The organism is Ruegeria sp. D7 (genome assembly GCF_056534355.1).
The window spans coordinates 258,333-277,881 of sequence record NZ_JBQFPG010000003.1 but is presented as its reverse complement, the minus strand read 5'-3'; the positions used below and the strand labels follow the sequence as shown (position 1 = coordinate 277,881).

Genomic DNA, 19,549 nt, shown 5'->3' with positions numbered 1-19,549 from the left:
GAGGTTTCACATGATTCAGCCAATTATCCTTGCTGGTGGTTCCGGCACCCGTCTCTGGCCCGTCTCTCGTAAGAGTTACCCAAAGCAGTTCGTCGAACTGGATGGCGACAACAGCCTGTTTCAGAAAACAGTTGAACGTGTGGCCGAGCCTGGATTTTCGGCACCACTGATCGTGACGGGCGAAGACTACAGGTTCATTGCTCAACAACAATTGGCAGATGTTGATGCCGAAAAGTCTGAACTGATCGTGGAACCTGTTGGCCGCAATACCGCCGCTGCAGTTCTGGCAGCTGCTTTGCGGTACAAAGAAGAGCCGGAAACGATCCTGCTTGTCCTGCCCAGCGATCACGCAATCGATGACGTGCCGGCATTTCGCCGGACTATGGTGCGCGCTGAAAAAACAGCCAAACGCGGTAAGATCGTCACCTTTGGGATCAAACCCGATCATGCCGCGACGGGTTTCGGGTACCTACGGGTTGCAGGCGGTTACCAAGGATCTCTGCTGATTTCTGCGTTTGCGGAAAAGCCCGATGCCGAAACCGCCAAGGGCATGTTGGACAGCGGTGACTGGCTGTGGAATGCCGGGATGTTCATGTTCCGAGTTGATACCGTTCTAAAGGCATTTGAAGCTTTTGCCCCTGACATGTCTGCACCGGTCGAGGCTGCGTTGGCTCTTGGTCTAAAGGATCTGGGTTTCTACCGAATGGATCAAAACGCCTTTTCCCGCTGCCCGAGCCTCTCGTTTGATCATGCGGTAATGGAGCATATCGAAAACGGTGTCGTGGCGTTTGAATTGGACTGCGGGTGGTCCGATCTGGGCAGCTGGAAATCGGTGAAGGATCAGGGTCAGGGAGATGAGGGGGCGAATGTCACTTCTGGAAATTCGACAGCCATTGATTGCCGCGACAGCCTGCTGAGGTCGGAAAACCCGGATATCAAGTTGGTCGGACTAGGCTTGAAGGACATCGTTGCAGTCGCGACCGACGATGGAATTCTGGTCGCGGACATGTCGCACAGTGCTGAAGTCGGCAAGGTAGTGGAAGCGTTGCGCAACGAAGGCTCCGACCAGGCCGAGATGTTCCGTCGGTGCCATCGTCCCTGGGGTTACTACGAAACCCTGTCGCTGGGTCCTCGGTTTCAGGTCAAACGGATCATGGTTCTGCCTGGTGCCAAGCTGTCCCTGCAAAGCCATATGCACCGAGCCGAACACTGGGTTGTCGTCAGTGGTTCGGCAACCGTGACGGTTGGTGACAGAGTCAGCCTGCTTTCCGAGAATGAATCGACCTACATCCCGCTGGGTGCTGTCCATCGGTTGGAGAACCCGGGGAAACTGCCTTTGCATCTGATCGAAGTTCAATCCGGTTGTTACTTAGGCGAAGACGACATTGTGAGATACGAGGATATCTATGACCGTGTCGCTGTAGCTTAGATTCACTTGCACCACCCTCCTGAAGACTGGCCCGCGTGGATTTTCACGCGGGTTTATTCTGTCGTATGGGTTTGATGACCATTCGTATATATCCGGCGTCATTTGCGCATTCCAGATAGTCTGCCGATACATTTCTCAAAATTATCAGCGCGTTACCTTGGATTTAAATCGGAGGTAAATCTATGGAACTCAGAAAAATTACTCAGAAAGACGCCGAAATTGTCATACCGACGTCTTCGCAAAAACCCCGGATCAGTGTTGTCGGGCTGGGCTATGTCGGCGCTGTCTCAACCGCCTGTTTGGCCTCACTTGGGCATCGGGTCGTAGGTGTTGACATCGACCCTGACAAAGTGAGCCAGATCGCGCGCGGAGTGAGCCCGATCCACGAAGAAAATCTTGGTTCAACTCTCAAGCAAGGCGTTCAAAAAGGGCTGATCTCTGCAACCGACGATCTGAGCGCAGCTGTACGCGAAACCGACGTTACCTTTGTATCGGTCGGAACTCCAACCGCCCCGGATGGGGGCTGCGACTATAGTTATATCGAACAGGCTGCGCGCTCGATGGCGGTCGGCCTTCGCCAAAAAGATGGTTTCCACATCTTTGCCATGCGGTGCTCGATCCCGCCCGGAACCACGATGAATGTGATGGTTCCGATCCTCGAAAGGCTTTCAGAAAAGAAGATGGGCCAGGACTTTGGGGTGTGCTTCAATCCTGAGTTTCTACGGGAAGGCGTCGCCATAGATGACTTCCATAACCCTCCGAAAACAGTGCTTGGCACCAACGATTTTCGCACGGCGGAAGTCATGAAGCGCATCTTCGCACCGGTTGATCCAAATCCCATTTTGACAACAGTCGAAGTGGCTGAGACTATCAAATATGTCGACAATGTATGGCACGCGACCAAGGTTTGCTTTGCCAACGAAGTCGGCCGCTTGTGCAAGCCGCTGGGCGTGGACAGCCACGCGGTCATGGATGTCTTTACCCAAGATACAAAGCTGAACCTCTCACCTTACTATCTGAAGCCGGGCTTTGCCTATGGCGGCTCATGCCTGCCGAAAGAAGTGCGGGCGGTTACACATATAGCCGAAGAACTGGGTGTCGAACTGCCCATGATCGGCAACCTTGACCGCTCAAACCGAGAGCAGATCGATCAAGCGACCGAGATGCTTCGCAAAACGGGGGCCAAGCGCGTTGGGGTACTGGGGCTGGCTTTCAAACCCGGCACCGACGATCTGCGCGAAAGCCCTATTCTGGAAGTCATGGCCGAGCTCCATGCCGAGGGGGTGGAGTTGGTCCTGCATGATCCGGCGGTGACAAAAGAAACCCCTCTGAGTGGGTTGCAAGCCTACATGCATCACGCGGGCTCTGGCATTCGAAGTCTCGCGGAATCCATCAAATCGATGCTATGCGACAGCATAGAAGACGTAATGGAACAGGCCGAGGCCGTCATCGTCTGCCATCGCAACCCCGCTTATCAGAACGCCGTTTCCAGTAAACCGGAGATGCCGGTCGTGGATGTGGTGCGCTTGTTTCCCGAGAACCCGGTGAACCGTCGGATCGACGGCATCGGTTGGTAAATTTTTACTCCAAATAGCTGAAAGTAAGAGGTGAAATGATGCCTGCGGTATCTTCAAATGTAATTTCAGGAACGGGTTTGTCCGATCAACTTGTTGGCGGAAGTGAGCAGGAGACCCTGATAGGGCTTGCCGGAAACGATGAGATCCAAGGGCAAGCTGGCGATGATGTGTTGCACGGTGACTATGCCGAGGCAAACTTGCTGGACGGCACAGAAGGTGCTGTCAGTTTTTCCGACTACGCCGAGAACGGCGAATGGGGATTGATTGATCTTGCAAACGGCCACCAACAGATGGAGCAGCAGATTACGACCGAAGCGGGCGGGGTCTATGAACTGAACCTGGATCTCGCGACAAATTTTGCTGCAGGTCGTTCCGGGGCTGCCGTCGAAGTTCTGGTCGATGGTGAGGTGGTCGCAGAGTTTTCTTCTCAAAGCGGTGCCTTCGGATCTCATTCCGTTCAATTCACAGCTGACGATGACAGCTCGACCATTACGATCAGATCGATTGATGTGTCAGGCAACGGTCCAACAATTGATACGTCCGGTCCTGCGTTTCACTATGATAAGGATGTCGAGATTGGTGGACAAACCGTGACGGTTTCCGCATTCGCCGATGGGCAATCAAATCTCTATCAGGTTCTAAATGGAACACTGCATGTGTTTGATATCGAAACCCAAGCCTATGAAATGGCGGGCGTCGAGGGCACGGTCAATGTGAACTCGATGGGTTACAATACGGAAGACGACCTTCTGTATGCCATCGCAGTAGGTGACGGAGTGGATTCATTGGGGCAGGTGGTTAGCCGCTCTGATTTGGTGATGCTGGACGCCGAAGGAAACAGTTACCGTGTTGGCAGCACACCATATCGGTCTTGGACCGGGGATTTTGATGATCAGGGCAACCTTTGGTCGTTTCAATCCAGTATGGATCGTATCGCAGTCATCGATGTTGATCAGTTTGATACGGATGGAAATCCGGTAACCACAGTATACAAGTTGCCATCCGATCTTGTGGATTTCAAAGTCTACGATGTTGCGTTCGACGCGGCCTCACAGTCGTTCTACGGTGTCTCTCGCCCAAGTTCCGAAGGTGCAGCTACGGTTATGCTGATCGTTGATATCTCTTCGGGCGAACCAGAGTTTCGAACGGTTTCAGTCACATCGACAGTGATTAACGGCGAAGTCCTGAATGGGGTCCCGCAAATGACGTTTGGAGCTGCAATCATTGACGTAGACGGAAACCTGTTTGTCGGTGGCAACTCAGACGACCACGACATGGATGACTCGACACCTGCAACAGGCGCGATTTTCCAGGTCATCGTGGATGATGTGACCGGCGAGGCTAGTTTGCACCTTATCGAAGAGGCGCCGAAATCGTATTCGAATGATGGTGCCGCCGACCCGACAGCAACCAGTCCGTTTGCGCCCGTCGATTTGGATGCAAGCGTTTTGGTTAAGGATCTGACACTTGTTGCGACCACCGAAGGCGCGTTGAGCTACGATGATGACCTTTCGGGCAATGCAGGTAGCGATGCCCTATACGGTGGGATTGGCACTGACACCCTGACGGGTGGTAGTTCAGGGGACGTGCTCGAAGGGGATGACGGCAACGATCTGCTGCACGGTGGAGCGGGCGTCGGTGCCGCCAGCGGCATTGTCTCGCAATATGACGAAGACGGTGTGCGGTACGACCAGTTTGGCAATGTTCTTACAGAAGACGATGACTCGTTGTTCGGCGGGCAGGGCGACGATCACCTGATGGGCTCGGCTGGGCACGACATGCTGGATGGTGGGATCGGCAACGACATTTTGGATGGAGGTTCAGGCTTTGACATTCTCATCGGTGGTCAGGGCGATGACACACTCCGCGGTGGATCCGAAGCTGACAGTTTGCGAGGTGAAGACGGCCAAGACGTTATGGACGGTGGCTCGGGCAATGATGAGATGTTCGGTGGCACAGGCGATGACCAACTCGATGGCGGGTCTGGCGCGGATGTCCTGAACGGTGGCGATGGCAATGATAATTTGTCAGGTGGATCCGGTGATGATTTTCTTTCCGGGGACGACGGAAAAGACACGCTGTCCGGAGGATCTGGCAACGATGACCTAGATGGCGGTGCGGGCGACGACAGCCTCTCTGGGGGCTCAGGTGATGATACCGCGATAGGCGGTCTCGGCGCGGATACTCTGGATGGCGGATCCGGAAACGACACATTAGCTGGCGGTGAGGGCTCCGACACGCTGAAGGGTGGTTCTGACGATGACGAGTTGATTGGGGGCGCTGGCAACGATTATCTGAATGGCTCCAGCGGTGACGACGTTCTGGACGGAGGTTCAGGGAAAGATCGGCTTTACCTTGGTGCAGGAGATGATCAAGCCACCGGTGGCGCTGATGCAGACAGGTTCATTTTCCGCGATGAGGATCTGGATGGGTCGACCGATACGATCACTGACTTTTCGCTCAGTGATGGCGATTTACTCGATCTGCGCGCGCTCAACATCGATAGTGGCGGAGCTGATACGTCTGACTGGTTTGATGCCAACGCGGAAATCGTGGGCGGGACCGATGTCTACGTAACTTTGTCACCGGATACGACATTAATCCTTGAAGGCGTAGCGTCGGATTTCGACCAACTCTACGATCACTTTCTATTCTGAAGTCCCCCCCCCCCCTGCGGACCCGGGTCACTCGAACCCTGCATCCCGAGCGATCAGAGCGGCCTGGGTCCGGTTTTTTGCATTCAGTTTCTTGCAAAGGGTCCGAACATGCAGCTTGATCGTCACCTCCTGAAGATCCAGCTCTCGCGCGATTTCCTTGTTGGACTGCCCACGGCACAATCCGCGTAGAACCTGTTTTTCCCGCTGGCTGAGCTGACGGGAAAAGTCGCTTTCTTTAACATCGCCATCCAAACTTAGAACGCTGGCCGGGACGAAGGTTTCGCCGGCGATCATAAATCGCACCGCGTTGACCAGAGATTTGGCGCCCATGGTTTTGGGCAAGAAACCAACGGCGCCCATTTCGACCGCTTCCTGTGCGATCTTGTTTGGTGCGGTCCCGCTCAATATCGCAAAAGCCTGTTCAGGGAATTGACGAATTGCGTCTGAAAGCCCTTCGATCCCGTTCATACCCGGCATATCAAAGTCTAACAGGACAAGGTCGAATGGATCTTCGGATGACAGCAATTTCATCGCAGCCATGTAATCGGGTACGGCAACAACTGCCGCGCGCCCCTCGGTTTCGAGGTAGGATGAGATCGTGTCACGGACCAAACCGTGATCATCAGCCAATAGAATTCGCATCGATATCGGTGACCTTGAACAAATGCTTTGATCCGATTTTATCGCACCCGGAATAGTTGAACCACCAAAAGGGTTACTATTTGACGAACTTTGCAAATTCATGTTGTTTTCCTAATCTATTACTCTTTGACGCTGGCTGCCAAAGCCTCATTATCGCACTCAGCGACAACTTTGATTGCATGGTTTGGGACGTCGAAAGTTCGCAAATTAGGCTGATGGTGTGACCTTTGGTGCGCTGAACTATCCTAAAGTATAGCGAGCTATTCTATTGCGTCTAAGAACGTTTCGCGGGGCTGTGTCAAAAGCGTTTTGACAAAGGTTCACCTACTCACGGACACAATCTCGCATGCTCAAAACTCTAAAATCACTTTGCGCCGCACTCGCCATTTCATTTGCGAGTGCGGCATATGCGAATGAAGTACTTCTTACGGTCTCGGGCGATGTCGGTCTCAATGGAAACAAGAACACTTGGACGTTCGACAGGAAAGCCCTTGAGGCATTGCCCAGTAAGTCAATCGATACAACAACGATCTGGACAGAGGGTACGCAGAGCTTTGAAGGAGTTTCCCTTGATGTGCTTCTGGACCATGTCCAGGCAGAGCAGGGGATCATACGAGCGGTGGCTTTGAATGACTACGCCGTCACCATTCCCACCAGTGATGCAACAGATGGTGGCCCGATCGTTGCCTACTTGCGCGATGGCAAGGCGATGTCAGTACGCGACAAAGGACCTTTGTGGATAATTTACCCTTACGATGCTAACGAGGCCTATCAGTCCGAAGAAATTTATGCCCGCAGCATTTGGCAACTCAATCGATTGGAAGTCGTAGCACAGTAAGTACCGAGGAGAAGGCCATCGACACTAAAGCGCCTTTAATGAGCATGAAGAGATGGCCCATTTTTGCCTTTGTAGGATTGCTGGTTGTGAGTCTGGCTATCGTGCTTTCCCTTGGGCGCGAGGTGAAATCAGATCTCGACGCACTCTCGACCGCAAAAACAGACAACGTCAGCTGGCTGATGTCTCAGCTCGAAGTCGAGCTGCTTAGGTTCGAAGTCTCGGTCATTGACGCTTCATCACGTTCCAATGGTGACTTGTCCGCTGTACGCAACCGTTTCGATATCTTTTTTAGCCGAGCGGATACGCTGTTTAGTAGCGAGCTGTTTTCATTTCTGCGAGGGGGTGCCGCCGCGCAACCAGCCCTGCAAGCCACTGAAGATTTTCTATCCCGGCTGACACCATTGATCGATGGTCCGGATGACCAGCTGCGCGCAGCACTTCCTGATCTGCGGGCGCAGATTCAAACACTGCGACCTGAAGTGCGCGAGATTGCGCTGGGCGGTATTCAGGGATTTGCCCAGGAAAACGCAACCCGACGTGCTGAGTTGGCCAGCACACTAACCCGAATGGCATCATTACTTGTTGTACTTTTCGTTGCACTACTTTTAGCTTTTGCAGTTCTCATCAAATTATTCCGGCAAGGGCAGTTGTTTGCCCGGCAAAGCCAGTCGGCTCGCAACCGATTTGAAGCGGCCATTACCTCGTCACTGGATGCGGTGTTGGTGGTCGATACTTCTGGAAGAATTCTTGAATTCAACGGTGCCGCCGAAGATGTCTTTGGGTACCGTCAGGCCGAGGCAATCGGTGCTGATATGGCTGAACTTATCGTTCCAGAACACCTGCGCGCCCTGCACCGAAAAGGCATGACACGATTTCTCGAGACCGGCGAGCAAAAGGTAATCGGCGCTGGGCGCGTCAGGTTAGAGGGTTTGCGCAAATCGCAGGAAACTTTTCCCGTGGAGCTGTCCATATCGCTAGCTGAAACGGATGGAGAGCAAGTCTTTGTCTCATTCCTTCGGGATATAACTGAGGAACTCAAAGCCGAGGAAGACTTGCGCACTGCAAGAGACAAGGCGCGGGAAAGTGAACAGGCCAAATCCGATCTGTTGACAGTGATGAGCCATGAAATGCGTACTCCGTTGAACGGAATACTCGGCTCTGCGGCATTGATTGATCAGAGCAATCTGACGGACAGACAAAAGCGGTATCTTCGTTCTATTGAGGTGTCGGGTAAGTTGCTGCTGTCTCATGTGACTGATGTTTTGGATTTTTCCAGACTGGGTTCAGGCAATGCCTTGCGTGACAGATCAAGTTTTGACGTTATGGAGGTTGTCCACGAAGTTGCCGACAGTCTGTCGGCGAATGCAGATGCGCGTGGCAACGACTTGAAGGTCGATGTTCTCTCTGAAGAGCTTATCGACGTTCTTGGATACAGGACTGCGCTGCAGCAATGCTTGGTGAACCTGTTAGGTAACGCAATCGAATTTACGCGGGATGGATCAGTCACGATCGAAGTCGAACGACTTCATCATGATGATCTGATTGAGTTTCGGATTGCAGATACCGGGGTCGGGATATCATCTGAATATCTGGACGTTATCTTCGACGAATTTGTCACGATCGATACCGCCTTTGCACGTGAGACGAGCGGAACGGGATTAGGGCTGGCTATTACCAAAAGATTGGTCGAGGCGATGGGTGGCGACATCACGGCGGATAGTGTGCTTGGAGAAGGCAGTCTGTTTACAATGCGACTGCCTCTGCCAACCTCAAGATCTGATGTCATGAGCGAACCGGATTCCACAGACGCGCTACAGGCAGAGCTTTATCAGGGTTTGAAAGCGCTGGTGGTAGACGACAATGAAATCAATCGAATGATCTTGACCGATATGCTTGAAGATCTTGGCTTTTCGGTTGCTGAGGCTGAAAGTGGTTACGCCGCCTTAGAACGTCTTGGGTCCGCGCGATTTGATGTACTTTTGTTGGATATCAGCATGCCGGGTATCGATGGTATCGAAACACTCGGAAAAGTTCGCGAACTGAATATCGAGTGGGGCAATTTGCCAGCGATAGCAGTTACGGCTCACGCAGCCCCAAAAGATCACGAAGTCATACGAGCAGCAGAATTTCAGGGGTTGCTGGTGAAACCCGTTCCATTGGCGGCTTTACAGTCAGAACTGTCTAAAGTTCTGAAGGTGCAAAGGGTTGAGGTTATGGAGCCAGACAATGACTTCAGGATTCGATTTGGAGAGGACAAATTCCGTGAAGCCTGCAGGGAATTGAACAACGAAGTTGTTGGTCTTATTGACAGTCTCAATAATTCCAATGAGTTAAATGACACACACAGGCAAGCGGCGCATAAACTATGTGGCTCTGCTGCGATACTCGGGCAAACCGACCTTTGGTCCAAGTTGAATGACCTTCAAAACTGCACTTCGCAGGAATGGGACGACGAGAAGGCTACTTTCTTGAGGGATTTGCAGTACGAAGCCAAACGTTGTCGTTGAAGTTCAATTCGCTGGCTACGGCCCACAATTCTCACAGTTGCACTCGAATTGGCGGGATGTATCGAAGCGATATCGGCAGGACGGCTGAGGCTTAACAGACAAGAACTTGCCGAGATTTTGATAGATTTACCTACGATCTGCGCCGAAGAAGGCGATAAAGATTCAGTCTAGCTTTTGCTCGACTGCTCCAACGTGATGGAAAGCCTTTGAGTCGCAAATGGTAAAACCTGTGCGCCCATCGAAAATCGAATGACCCAAAATCAATGGCTTAGGCCTCTCTGAATGGCAAAACTATGTGTCGCCCGACACTTTTTGTAAGGCGACACATAGTTCTGCCACCAGCGAGAGAACCTTGCCATTTTCGCCTCACTTCCTTCATCCAGCACTTAGACAGATTTCATTGATCCTGACTTCCTTTTGGGAAAATTGGGGTTGATTTGCAGATCAGACGCCGAAGGCGCCTGTTCCTGCTGATCTGCCACGTGGCGAACGCGGATGGGGGCGAGGCAATGCTATTCGACAATAGTGGTGCGGCCCGCAGGCGTAGCCGGGGACGCGGTGTTGTCTAATAGGGTTGCCCGATGGGGAAGGCAGCGTCTTTGCGCCCATCGGGCCAGACTAGGTCGTCAGGATCAGCGCCTTTCAGGATGCCGAACGCAAGAGCCTTGGATTTGTGTCTCGTCGGACGCGTTTGACAGGTGATGTCGTGAAAGCGTGGCCAATTGCCAAGCCATCGGACATCATCCGGGTCTTTTCCGAGACGATGGCTCAGACCTAGGCGTGAGTCCCCGTTCCCAAGTACGGTACGGGGACGTTTGCGTTTGTAATGGGCCATGTCATTGGCCTTTCATGCAGTTTCTGAACTACATGGCACCCTCCATCGGTTGGCTCGTTGGTTTTGGGCTGGGCTCGGATAGACGGCCGAAAACGCAGCCGGTCTGAATATCGGACTGAGCGAACAAGATCAATGGGGCGGGAAAAAGCCGCTCAATGTGGTGTTAGGTGATTGGGCCGGTAGGCTGTGGACGGACCACTCAACCAGAGATCGCTTCACATAACACCCGCTCTGCTATGTTCATGGTTCGTTATGGTGGCACAAAATATCCAATGGTTGCAATACTTGCGATTCAAGACGAATTTCAACCTACGCGACCATGCGGAACTAGCCGCAATCCGTTGGTTGCAACGTATGAACTTTTTCCGTTGGAAGCGCGGGCTGCCAGACAAGATCGGTCGTGAGACCCAACCTGCCTCAAGTCAGCTTCACAAGCTTATTGGAAGGTTTGATGAATGTTTGTGGACGTCTCAATTAGCGCTTGTTCGATGGTTGCTCTTTGCCGTGCAAATCGCGTCGTTGGTACTGGAATTGAGATCGCGTGCAGGTCTCCCACCCAGTCGACAAAAGAAAACCCGATAGCCGATACACCAGCAGAATGCTCGTCCAAATCATAGGCAAGGCCCTGTTCGCGGACTGTATTCAGTTCGGAAAGGAACTCATCCAAATTCCTTTGGATACCGTTCCGTTCCCATTCGTTCTGAATAAGCTTTGTCGCATCTCCTTCATCGAGTTGAGCGAGACAAGCTTTCCCATTTGCAGTGGTGGTCAGCGGAAAAACCTCGCCTACTTGCGAAACGGTCGTCAATCGATAGACGCCTGGGACCTGATCTAAGAAAACCATGCCGATACCGCGCATGACGGCTAGGTCTGTGGTTTCCCCGGTCTTTTGGGTCAGTTCCGTCAAAAGCAGACGGCAGTGTTCGACGATGCTGTACTGCGCCGCGCCCGCGAGAGCGCTTAGTTCGGGACCGAGCCTCAAACCACCCCCATTTGCATCCGCTATGACAAGGTTTTCCTCGGCAAGAGCGCTTGTGATTCTCTGTACCGTAGAGCGGGGCAGGTCAACACGCTCGGCGATTTTTCCCAAGCTCATTCCGGATTGGTTTTCTTTCAGAACACGCAAAATCGAGGCCGCTCTGGAAATAACCTGAATGCCACCTTTATCCGCTTTTTCAGACATTTAACCTACCTCATCCTGCCTTGGTATCGTAGCTCTGGATACCTAGCGATTTTTTAGTGTTGTATCACAATGCGGTGCAAGTCAACCGTATAGTGAGTTTTTATGTTGACCATAATGCGGTGCGTATGCATCATCATACGGGACAGGTGGGGAGGCCACCCAGACAATTGAAAAGCGAACACCGCCGCGTTGTCGGCGAACAAAGGAGATGTGCCCAATGGTCGAAATCCGTGGCATTGAGTTTCAGGCAAACACCGACAACGACATGGGGCTTGAGTTTTATAACCTGAGCCACAGATACGGGTTTCAGTGCCCCAACTGGCCGTATTTCAAGGACGTCCAGATCGACCGAAAGCACTACATGGCCAAGTCAGGCGTGTTGTCTCAGACGATTACGACGACGATGCACGTTACCACTCATATTGATGCACCGGCCCATGTTGTTCAGGGAACGCCGTTCATCGACGAGGTGCCGCTGCCGCATTTCTTCGGTTCGGGATTGGTAGTCTCGGTTCCCAAGAAGAAGTGGGAGCAAATCACGGGAGATGATCTGGAGAAGGCTTGCGGGCACTCAATCCGCAAGGGCGACGTTCTGATCATCAACACCGGTTGGCATAAGCAGTACGAAGACGGTGACTATTTTGCTTATTGCCCGGGTCTCGTTCCTTCTGCTGCCGAGTGGATGATCGAGAAAGGTGTGAAAGTCGTTGGCCACGATACCCAGGCGAACGATCACCCGCTGGCAACTGCCATCGGTCCGCAGCGAAACGGTCCGATCATGCCACACCTCGAAAAAGAGTATCTTGAGTGGTCAGGCGGCACGCCATGGGAGGTTGATTTCCCTGAGTGGGAACCGGTTCACAATATGCTGTTTTCCAAAGGCATTCTCGGCATCGAAAATGTCGGTGGGGATCTGGATGCGGTGACCGGCAAGCGGTGTACCTTCGCGTTCTTTCCGTGGAATTGGGACCGCGGCGATGGCTGCATTATCCGACTGGTGGCGATGATCGATAAGAACCAATCCTACCGCATCGAGGCTGGCGAAGATTTCTGAACACTCACGGACCGGTCGCCGGTTCGCCGGCGGCCGCCATTGCAACTGAGCGGAGACGGACATGCATCTGAAGCGGTTTCAGGACGCCCAACCTTACGAAGCACCGAGCCACTTCGGATGTCACGGGCTTCGCTTGCAGGGGTTTGAAGAAGGCGGGCCGACAAATCAGTGGGTCGGCTTCAGTCAGTTCCTTCCGGGCGGTGGCGCAGGGCCGGACTCTACGCCTTTTGAGAAAGTCTACATCGTTCTGGAGGGTGAAATGACCGTTATCGTTGACGGCACAGAAACCAGTCTTGGACCCATGGACAGCTGCACGATCGCACCGGGCGAAGTGCGTAAAATTGAAAACCGTGCCAACCACACCTGCAAAATGCTGGTTGTCATTCCGTATCCGCCAGAAAGCTAAGGACGAAAAAAATGTCTGATCCACTCAAGATGTTTGACGTCAGAGACAACGTCGCATTGATCACCGGAGCTTCGGGCGCATTTGGAATGGTTGCGGCACGCGTCTTGGCCGGGGCTGGTTGCAACCTTCTTTTGGCGGCGGGAAACCATGAGGCGCTCGATAGCATTGCCAAAGAGTGCGAGGCACTTGGTGCAACGGTCGTGACCATCAATACCCGACCGACCGATGAAGCATCGTGTGACGCATTGGTTGATGAGGCCGTCAACACCTTTGGCAAGCTCGACATTCTCGTTGTCGCGTCCGGTATGAACAAAGTTGCTCTGATCAATGACATGGCGCCGGAAACCTTTGGTGCAGTGATGGACGCCAACGTGAACCAAAGCTGGCTGTTGGCGCGCGCAGCGGCAGCGCACATGAAGCAAAGCGAATATGGCAAGATCATATTCGTCAGTTCCGCGCGCAGCACCCTTGGACACCCTGCCGGATACACGGCGTATTGCGCGTCAAAGGCCGCCGTGAACGGGATAACCAAAGCCTTGGGATGTGAGCTGGGTCCAACAGGGATTACCGTCAACGCGATCGCGCCGACGGTATTCCGTTCGCCTTTGACGGCTTGGATGTTCGAAGACACCGACGAAGCGAAGGCAGTGCGCGATGGCTTCCTGACCCGTGTTCCCAAGGGGCGGCTAGGTGAGCCGGAAGACCTTGCGGGGCCTCTGCTGTTTCTCGCGTCGCGTGCATCTGATTTTTACACCGGGCATATCCTTCATGCCGACGGCGGATATACGGCGGGTTAACGGATGGTGCGCAAGAAGCAGCAAATAGCGGTGATTGGCGCGGGCCTTATGGGGCACGGCATTGCCCTGACTTTGGCGAAAGCGGGCCAGTACGTCGCCATCACGGATCCCGTTGAGGAGGCGCGGGCCACCGTGCCAGATCGCATTCGCGCCAGCATGGCCGCGATGGGGGATGACGAGGTCACTATCACAAAAACCCTCAAGATGATTGAGATCTTTGCGACTACGGAAGGTGCGGTTCGAAACGCTGACGCTGTGTTCGAAGCCGCACCCGAAAAGCTCGAGCTCAAGCAAGCGATCTTTGCAGAGATCGAGGCGCATGCACCAGAAACTTGCATACTCGCGTCGAATACCTCGGTCATGCCAATCACCCAGATCATGTCCGGTTTGCGGCTGAAAAACCGAGCATTGGGAACCCATTGGTGGAACCCGCCGCACATGATCCCTTTGGTCGAGGTCATCAAGACCCAGTGGACAGACCCTGAGATCGCACAGACGATGTTCGATCTGCTGAAAGATGCCGGGAAAACGCCGGTTATGGTCGAAAAAGATGTGCCCGGCTTTATCGGCAATCGCCTTCAACATGCGTTGTGGCGCGAAGCGGTCAGTCTGGTGGAAAACGGTATTTGTGACGCCGAAGCCGTCGATACCGTGATCAAGTCCAGCTTCGGGCGCAGGCTTGCTGTTCTTGGTCCGCTGGAGAACGCGGATCTGGTCGGCACTGACCTGACGCTCGATATCCACGAAAACGTGCTGCACGATCTTGAGGCACAAAGGGGCCCTTCATCCTATCTTAAGTCGCTTGTCGAAGCGGGCAAGCTGGGCATGAAATCCGGCGAAGGGTTCAGGACATGGGCCGAGGGCGAGGCAGATCAGGTTCGCCAACGTGTCGCGAAACATCTGAAAAATCTCGAAAAGACTTTGTTAGATCAATCAAACACTGGCGGGAGGCCGGTGAAGGGAGGACGCAATGACAAGGACATTCAAAACGGCCACCAGGCGTAGTTTCATCGCCGGGGCAACGGCAGCAATTGCGGCACCGGCAATCCTGAGGGCGACGCGTGCTTATGCTGCGAACCCGACCTTGCGTGTCGGCAATGTCAGCCCGCGCACCGGACCGCTGGCTGGTTTTGCCGAGGCTGATGAATACGTGCTTCAGGCCATCCAACAAGTGTTCTCAGCCGGGTTGGACAACAACGGAAAAACTTGGAATGTCGAGATCATCTCGAAAGACAGCCAGTCCAACCCGAACCGAGCAGCAGAAGTCGCCGCAGACCTGATCCTAGGTGATGAAGTTGATATCATCGTGGCGGCGTCAACTCCGGACACAGTGAACCCTGTCGCCGACCAGGCAGAGATCAACGAAGTTCCCTGCATCACTACCGACTGTCCGTGGCAGCCGTATTTCTTTGGTCGCAACGGCGTTCCCGGTGAGGGTTTTGAAACCACCTATCACTTCTTCTGGGGCCTTGAGGATGTGATCGCCGCATTCCTTGATATGTGGGACAAAACTGGCGTGAACAAGACAGTTGGTGGTCTTTTCCCCAACGATGCCGACGGTAATGCTTGGGGCGATGCGGAACTGGGCCTGCCTAAACCGCTCGCCGCCGCCGGATACTCGCTCACCGATCCCGGTCGCTATCAGCCTCTGTCCGATGACTTCTCAAACCAGATCGCAGCGTTCAAGGCTGCTGGCTGCGAAATCGTCACTGGCAACATGATCCCCCCCGATTTCGCAACGTTCTGGAGCCAGGCCGCCCAGCAAGGCTTCAACCCCAAGGTCGTGACCATTGGCAAGGCACTTCTGTTCCCATCCGTCATTGAGTCGCTGGGTGACCGTGGTGACGGGCTATCGACCGAGGTCTGGTGGTCACCGCATCATCCGTTCTCGTCCTCACTCACAGGTATTTCTGCGAAGGACCTTGCCGAAGGTTATACGGCAAAGTCGGGCCGTCCTTGGACTCAACCCCTTGGCTTTAAACACGCTCTGTTCGAGGTCGTCGCGGACGTCATCAAACGGGCTGATGATCTGGAAGACCCGTCTTCGATCATTTCGGCAATCACATCCACCAACCTGAACACAATTGTGGGGCCGGTGAACTGGGGTGATGGGCCGATGAACAACGTCACCAAAACTCCGTTGGTCGGTGGCCAGTGGCAGAAGTCCGGAGACGCCTATGAGCTGCAAATCGTAGCAAACAGCACCGCGCCCGAAGTGCCGGTGACAGCAGACATGAAACTGCTGGGTTGACCAGGAATTCGGCACCAAACTTGATGCCGAACCCTCTATCCGAGAGACGCATGACGACGATCTTGAAACTCCAGGACCTGAGCAAGGCATTTGGCGCAGTCACTGTCGCCGATGCTATGAGCTATGAAGTCCAACAAGGCGAAGCGCTTGGGGTAATCGGCCCCAATGGTGCCGGCAAAACCTCGATGTTCAATCTGATCACTGGGACGCTCAAATCAAATTCCGGGGTGATAGAATTCAGTGGGCAGAACGTTACGAAATGGAGCGCGGCAAAGCGCAGCCATGCTGGTATTGCACGTTCTTTTCAGGTCCCGCAGCCATTTTCGGGAATGACCGTTTTTGAGAACGCGATGATCGCCGCCACGCAATCAGCTGGCATGCGTGGGCATCAGGCAGAACGGTTTTGTCTGGAAGTTCTGGACCAGACAGAGCTGCTGCCCAAGGCAAACGTTCTTGCCGGAAGCTTGACATTGCTGGAACGGAAACGCCTGGAACTGACACGTGCTTTGTGTGCCAAGCCCAAACTGCTGTTGCTCGATGAGATTGCAGGTGGTTTGACCGAAGCCGAGTGCAAGTCACTGGTTCAGACCATCAAAGATATCCATGCCTCTGGCGTTACCATCATTTGGATCGAACATGTCGTTCATGCGCTGCTGGCCGTTGTTGACCGCCTGATCGTTATCGACTTTGGCAAGAAGATCGCCGAGGGAGAGCCGCAGGCAATCATGGAAAGCGCCGAAGTCAAAGAAATCTATCTGGGGATCGAAGCTGATGCCTGATCCGATCCTCCAGACACGCGGTTTGAATTCTTACTATGGTGATTTCCAAGCGCTTTATGAGGTCGATCTGGACGTCGGCGAGGGCGAGGTTCTGGCCATCATCGGTGCGAACGGTGCAGGCAAGACAACCCTGATGCGTTCCATCACCGGGTTGCTTGCGAACCAACCGGAGCAGATCCAATACAGGGGCAGGGACATCAGCTGCCTTCGCGCAGATGAAGTCGCCGAATTAGGTCTGGCGATGGTGCCCGAAGGTCGTCAGCTGTTTCCGTCTTTATCGGTCAAAGAAAACCTAATGATCGGTGCTCAGGTTGGGCGCAAAGGGCCCTGGGATCTGCAAGCTGTCTACGACCTGTTTCCAATCCTGGATGAGCGCAAAGATCAGGCCTCAACATCGCTTTCCGGAGGTCAGCAGCAGATGGTCGCCATCGGGCGCGCGTTGATGGCCAATCCCGATCTGCTCCTCTTCGACGAAATCAGCCTCGGGCTGGCCCCGATCATCATCAAAGACATCTACGAAGCGCTGCCCGGCATCATCGGCGAGGGCATGAGCGCAATCATCGTCGAACAGGACATAACCAAGGCACTGTCGGTTTCAAGCCGGGTCTACTGTCTGCAAGAGGGGCGCGTTTCGCTAGAAAGTGCGTCCGACACCGTTTCGCGCGAAGACATTTCGCGCGCGTATTTCGGGATCGAATAATATGGAATGGCTGAACGCTATCGTGCAGGGAACTTTGCTGGGTGGGCTATACGCGCTGTTTGCCGCAGGTCTGTCGTTGATTTTTGGAGTCATGCGGCTCGTCAATATTGCTCATGGCGATTTGATTGTGCTGGCCGCGTACCTAGGGCTGACCGTGACGACCGCGACGGGGATGCATCCGATGGCCGCATTGGTGATCGTTGTTCCCGCTATGGCGGCAATCGGTTATGCCCTTCAACGCGGCCTGCTGAACCAAACTCTGGGCGACGATATTCTTCCACCGCTGCTTGTGACCTTTGGGCTTAGTGTAATTATCCAGAACGGGTTGCTGGAGGTCTACACCGCTGATCCGCAAGACCTTGATGCTGGTGCACTCGAAACTGCCAGCGTCGCAGTTGGAGGGTTGACGCTTGGCATCCTGCCGCTCTTGACCTTCGGGATCGCTGTTGCGGTGATCTGGGGGCTGCAATGGACTTTCTATCACACCGCACTTGGTCGTGCATTTCGAGCTGTGTCCGATAACCAAGACATCGCACAGCTTATGGGCCTCAATCGTCGGCACATCTTTGGACTGGCCATGGCGCTGGCCCTCGGCGTGACAGCAATCGCCGGTATTCTGCTTGGCATTCGGACAAGCTTTGACCCGTCCATCGGAGGCGGTCGCCTGATTTTTGGCTTTGAGGCTGTCATTATCGGTGGGCTTGGCAACCTTTGGGGCACGCTCATTGGTGGCGTCATTCTTGGTGTCGCGCAAACCATCGGAGCCAAGATTGATCCGGGCTGGCAAGTGCTGGCCGGCCATATTGCTTTCCTTGTCATTCTTGCCGTTCGTCCGAACGGCCTGTTCCCGAGGGTTTCCGGATGAATCTGCAAGAATATTCGGTTTCCCGTTCTTCGAAACCAGCCCGCGTTGCTGCGATCCTGGCCGCGATCAGCTTGCTTGTTTTAATTGCAGCCCCTTGGTGGGCAGGTCGCGCGGACATGCGCCTGATGGGTGAACTTTTCCTCTACCTATCCCTCGCCACCCTTTGGAACCTCATGGCGGGTTACGCTGGTCTCGTGTCGGTCGGTCAGCAGGCCTATGTCGGCATCGGCGGCTATATGCTGTTTGCACTGACGATGCTGGGCGGTTTGCATCCATTGGTTGCTATCGCAGCCGCAGGGGTCCTGGGAGCGTTGATCTCGATCCCGGTCGCCGTCCTGATCTTCAGGCTTCGGGGGGCATATTTTGCAATAGGCACCTGGGTCATCGCTGAAGTCTTCCGGCTGAGCTTCGCGCAAATCTCAGCGCTTGGTGGAGGGTCAGGATCTTCGCTGCCCGTTGCCATCGTGAAATCACTGGCGTCCGGGCGCGCGATGCGTGAGGCGCTGAGCTATTGGCTGGCACTCGGGGCCGCCGTGCTGGTTGTAACCGCCGTGTATCTCTTCCTGCGTTCGCGCCAAGGTTTGGCGTTGACGGCAATTCGGGACAACGAACTGGCCGCCGGTAGCCTTGGCATCGATATCTGGCGAACGAAGTTCATAGTGTACGTCGTCACGTCGGCATTCACGGCGATGATCGGCGCGCTGATCTTCTTGCAAAAGCTGCGCATATCGCCGGATGCGGCGTTCAGCGTCAATGATTGGACTGCCTTCGTCATCTTCATCGTAGTGATCGGCGGCATCGGTACCATCGAAGGACCGATCATCGGCACACTCGTCTTCTTTGCGCTGCGCGAAACGCTGGCCGACCTAGGAATAACTTACCTGATCGTTCTCGGCGTGGTCGCAATTGTCGTCATGCTCAAGGCACCAAAAGGCATCTGGGGCGCGATCCGTAGCCGCTATGATCTGCAACTTTTCCCGCTGGGCTATCGCGTAAAGCGCATCGGGCAATCCAAGGAAAACTGAATCC

General features: G+C 54.1%; 17 protein-coding genes. 14 read left to right on the top strand and 3 right to left on the bottom strand.

What is annotated here, in order from left to right:
- Positions 1-10: 10 nt before the first annotated feature.
- The 3 genes from ACRZ9U_RS06370 (at position 11) to ACRZ9U_RS06360 (ending at position 5,663) form a co-directional block, all read left to right on the top strand.
- Complete coding sequence (locus ACRZ9U_RS06370) at positions 11-1,429, top strand: mannose-1-phosphate guanylyltransferase/mannose-6-phosphate isomerase (protein WP_170402708.1); 1,419 nt, start codon at positions 11-13, stop codon at positions 1,427-1,429.
- A gap of 182 nt (positions 1,430-1,611) precedes the next feature.
- Positions 1,612-3,006 carry a nucleotide sugar dehydrogenase gene (locus ACRZ9U_RS06365; protein WP_480567612.1) on the top strand — a complete coding sequence of 465 codons (1,395 nt, stop codon included), beginning with the start codon at positions 1,612-1,614 and terminating at the stop codon, positions 3,004-3,006.
- Between the two features lie 38 nt (positions 3,007-3,044).
- Positions 3,045-5,663 carry a calcium-binding protein gene (locus tag ACRZ9U_RS06360; protein ID WP_480901451.1) on the top strand — a complete coding sequence of 873 codons (2,619 nt, stop codon included), beginning with the start codon at positions 3,045-3,047 and terminating at the stop codon, positions 5,661-5,663.
- Positions 5,664-5,690: 27 nt separating this feature from the next.
- Here the strand turns inward: ACRZ9U_RS06360 and ACRZ9U_RS06355 are convergent, their stop codons facing one another.
- Positions 5,691-6,305: a response regulator transcription factor gene (locus tag ACRZ9U_RS06355; protein WP_170402699.1), complete on the bottom strand. Its 615-nt coding sequence runs from the start codon at positions 6,303-6,305 to the stop codon at positions 5,691-5,693.
- 346 nt (positions 6,306-6,651) lie between these two features.
- Between ACRZ9U_RS06355 and ACRZ9U_RS06350 the strand changes: the two genes are divergently transcribed.
- A complete protein-coding gene (locus ACRZ9U_RS06350; protein WP_170402696.1) occupies positions 6,652-7,143 on the top strand; it encodes a putative pterin-binding protein in 492 nt (163 codons plus the stop codon).
- A complete protein-coding gene (locus ACRZ9U_RS06345; protein WP_480901449.1) occupies positions 7,107-9,650 on the top strand; it encodes a hybrid sensor histidine kinase/response regulator in 2,544 nt (847 codons plus the stop codon). The genes ACRZ9U_RS06350 and ACRZ9U_RS06345 overlap by 37 nt, the downstream gene beginning before the upstream one ends.
- A 565-nt stretch (positions 9,651-10,215) precedes the next feature.
- Here the strand turns inward: ACRZ9U_RS06345 and ACRZ9U_RS06340 are convergent.
- Both ACRZ9U_RS06340 and ACRZ9U_RS06335 read right to left on the bottom strand, forming a co-directional pair.
- Positions 10,216-10,485 (bottom strand): hypothetical protein, encoded by a 270-nt coding sequence (locus ACRZ9U_RS06340; protein WP_170402692.1) that lies wholly within the window; start codon positions 10,483-10,485, stop codon positions 10,216-10,218.
- A gap of 436 nt (positions 10,486-10,921) precedes the next feature.
- Complete coding sequence (locus tag ACRZ9U_RS06335) at positions 10,922-11,668, bottom strand: IclR family transcriptional regulator (RefSeq protein ID WP_170402689.1); 747 nt, start codon at positions 11,666-11,668, stop codon at positions 10,922-10,924.
- A 217-nt stretch (positions 11,669-11,885) separates the two neighbouring features.
- Here ACRZ9U_RS06335 and ACRZ9U_RS06330 point away from each other — a divergent pair, with 217 nt between their 5' ends.
- From ACRZ9U_RS06330 to ACRZ9U_RS06290, 9 genes are all read left to right on the top strand, one after another.
- A complete protein-coding gene (locus tag ACRZ9U_RS06330) occupies positions 11,886-12,722 on the top strand; it encodes a cyclase family protein (protein WP_480707254.1) in 837 nt (278 codons plus the stop codon).
- A 61-nt stretch (positions 12,723-12,783) separates the two neighbouring features.
- Positions 12,784-13,128 carry a cupin domain-containing protein gene (locus ACRZ9U_RS06325; protein ID WP_170402686.1) on the top strand — a complete coding sequence of 115 codons (345 nt, stop codon included), beginning with the start codon at positions 12,784-12,786 and terminating at the stop codon, positions 13,126-13,128.
- An 11-nt stretch (positions 13,129-13,139) separates the two neighbouring features.
- Positions 13,140-13,925 carry an SDR family oxidoreductase gene (locus tag ACRZ9U_RS06320; RefSeq protein ID WP_170402682.1) on the top strand — a complete coding sequence of 262 codons (786 nt, stop codon included), beginning with the start codon at positions 13,140-13,142 and terminating at the stop codon, positions 13,923-13,925.
- Positions 13,926-13,931: 6 nt separating this feature from the next.
- A complete protein-coding gene (locus ACRZ9U_RS06315) occupies positions 13,932-14,930 on the top strand; it encodes a 3-hydroxyacyl-CoA dehydrogenase family protein (protein WP_480901446.1) in 999 nt (332 codons plus the stop codon).
- Complete coding sequence (locus tag ACRZ9U_RS06310; RefSeq protein ID WP_170402675.1) at positions 14,896-16,176, top strand: ABC transporter substrate-binding protein; 1,281 nt, start codon at positions 14,896-14,898, stop codon at positions 16,174-16,176. Before ACRZ9U_RS06315 ends, ACRZ9U_RS06310 begins: the two co-directional genes overlap by 35 nt.
- A 50-nt stretch (positions 16,177-16,226) precedes the next feature.
- Complete coding sequence (locus ACRZ9U_RS06305; protein ID WP_170402672.1) at positions 16,227-16,955, top strand: ABC transporter ATP-binding protein; 729 nt, start codon at positions 16,227-16,229, stop codon at positions 16,953-16,955.
- Positions 16,948-17,655 carry a branched-chain amino acid ABC transporter ATP-binding protein gene (locus tag ACRZ9U_RS06300; RefSeq protein ID WP_170402669.1) on the top strand — a complete coding sequence of 236 codons (708 nt, stop codon included), beginning with the start codon at positions 16,948-16,950 and terminating at the stop codon, positions 17,653-17,655. Before ACRZ9U_RS06305 ends, ACRZ9U_RS06300 begins: the two co-directional genes overlap by 8 nt.
- 1 nt (position 17,656) lies before the next feature.
- Positions 17,657-18,520, top strand: a complete 864-nt coding sequence (locus ACRZ9U_RS06295) for a branched-chain amino acid ABC transporter permease (RefSeq protein ID WP_170402666.1) — start codon at positions 17,657-17,659, stop codon at positions 18,518-18,520.
- Complete coding sequence (locus tag ACRZ9U_RS06290; RefSeq protein WP_170402663.1) at positions 18,517-19,545, top strand: branched-chain amino acid ABC transporter permease; 1,029 nt, start codon at positions 18,517-18,519, stop codon at positions 19,543-19,545. Before ACRZ9U_RS06295 ends, ACRZ9U_RS06290 begins: the two co-directional genes overlap by 4 nt.
- Positions 19,546-19,549 lie beyond the last annotated feature (4 nt).

Coding starts and splice junctions, on each gene's coding strand:
- ACRZ9U_RS06370 (WP_170402708.1), top strand. CDS start 11: ATGATTCAGCCAATTATCCTTGCTGGTGGTTCCGGCACCCGTCTCTGG.
- ACRZ9U_RS06365 (WP_480567612.1), top strand. CDS start 1,612: ATGGAACTCAGAAAAATTACTCAGAAAGACGCCGAAATTGTCATACCG.
- ACRZ9U_RS06360 (WP_480901451.1), top strand. CDS start 3,045: ATGCCTGCGGTATCTTCAAATGTAATTTCAGGAACGGGTTTGTCCGAT.
- ACRZ9U_RS06355 (WP_170402699.1), bottom strand. CDS start 6,305: ATGCGAATTCTATTGGCTGATGATCACGGTTTGGTCCGTGACACGATC.
- ACRZ9U_RS06350 (WP_170402696.1), top strand. CDS start 6,652: ATGCTCAAAACTCTAAAATCACTTTGCGCCGCACTCGCCATTTCATTT.
- ACRZ9U_RS06340 (WP_170402692.1), bottom strand. CDS start 10,485: ATGGCCCATTACAAACGCAAACGTCCCCGTACCGTACTTGGGAACGGG.
- ACRZ9U_RS06335 (WP_170402689.1), bottom strand. CDS start 11,668: ATGTCTGAAAAAGCGGATAAAGGTGGCATTCAGGTTATTTCCAGAGCG.
- ACRZ9U_RS06330 (WP_480707254.1), top strand. CDS start 11,886: ATGGTCGAAATCCGTGGCATTGAGTTTCAGGCAAACACCGACAACGAC.
- ACRZ9U_RS06325 (WP_170402686.1), top strand. CDS start 12,784: ATGCATCTGAAGCGGTTTCAGGACGCCCAACCTTACGAAGCACCGAGC.
- ACRZ9U_RS06320 (WP_170402682.1), top strand. CDS start 13,140: ATGTCTGATCCACTCAAGATGTTTGACGTCAGAGACAACGTCGCATTG.
- ACRZ9U_RS06310 (WP_170402675.1), top strand. CDS start 14,896: ATGACAAGGACATTCAAAACGGCCACCAGGCGTAGTTTCATCGCCGGG.
- ACRZ9U_RS06305 (WP_170402672.1), top strand. CDS start 16,227: ATGACGACGATCTTGAAACTCCAGGACCTGAGCAAGGCATTTGGCGCA.
- ACRZ9U_RS06300 (WP_170402669.1), top strand. CDS start 16,948: ATGCCTGATCCGATCCTCCAGACACGCGGTTTGAATTCTTACTATGGT.
- ACRZ9U_RS06295 (WP_170402666.1), top strand. CDS start 17,657: ATGGAATGGCTGAACGCTATCGTGCAGGGAACTTTGCTGGGTGGGCTA.
- ACRZ9U_RS06290 (WP_170402663.1), top strand. CDS start 18,517: ATGAATCTGCAAGAATATTCGGTTTCCCGTTCTTCGAAACCAGCCCGC.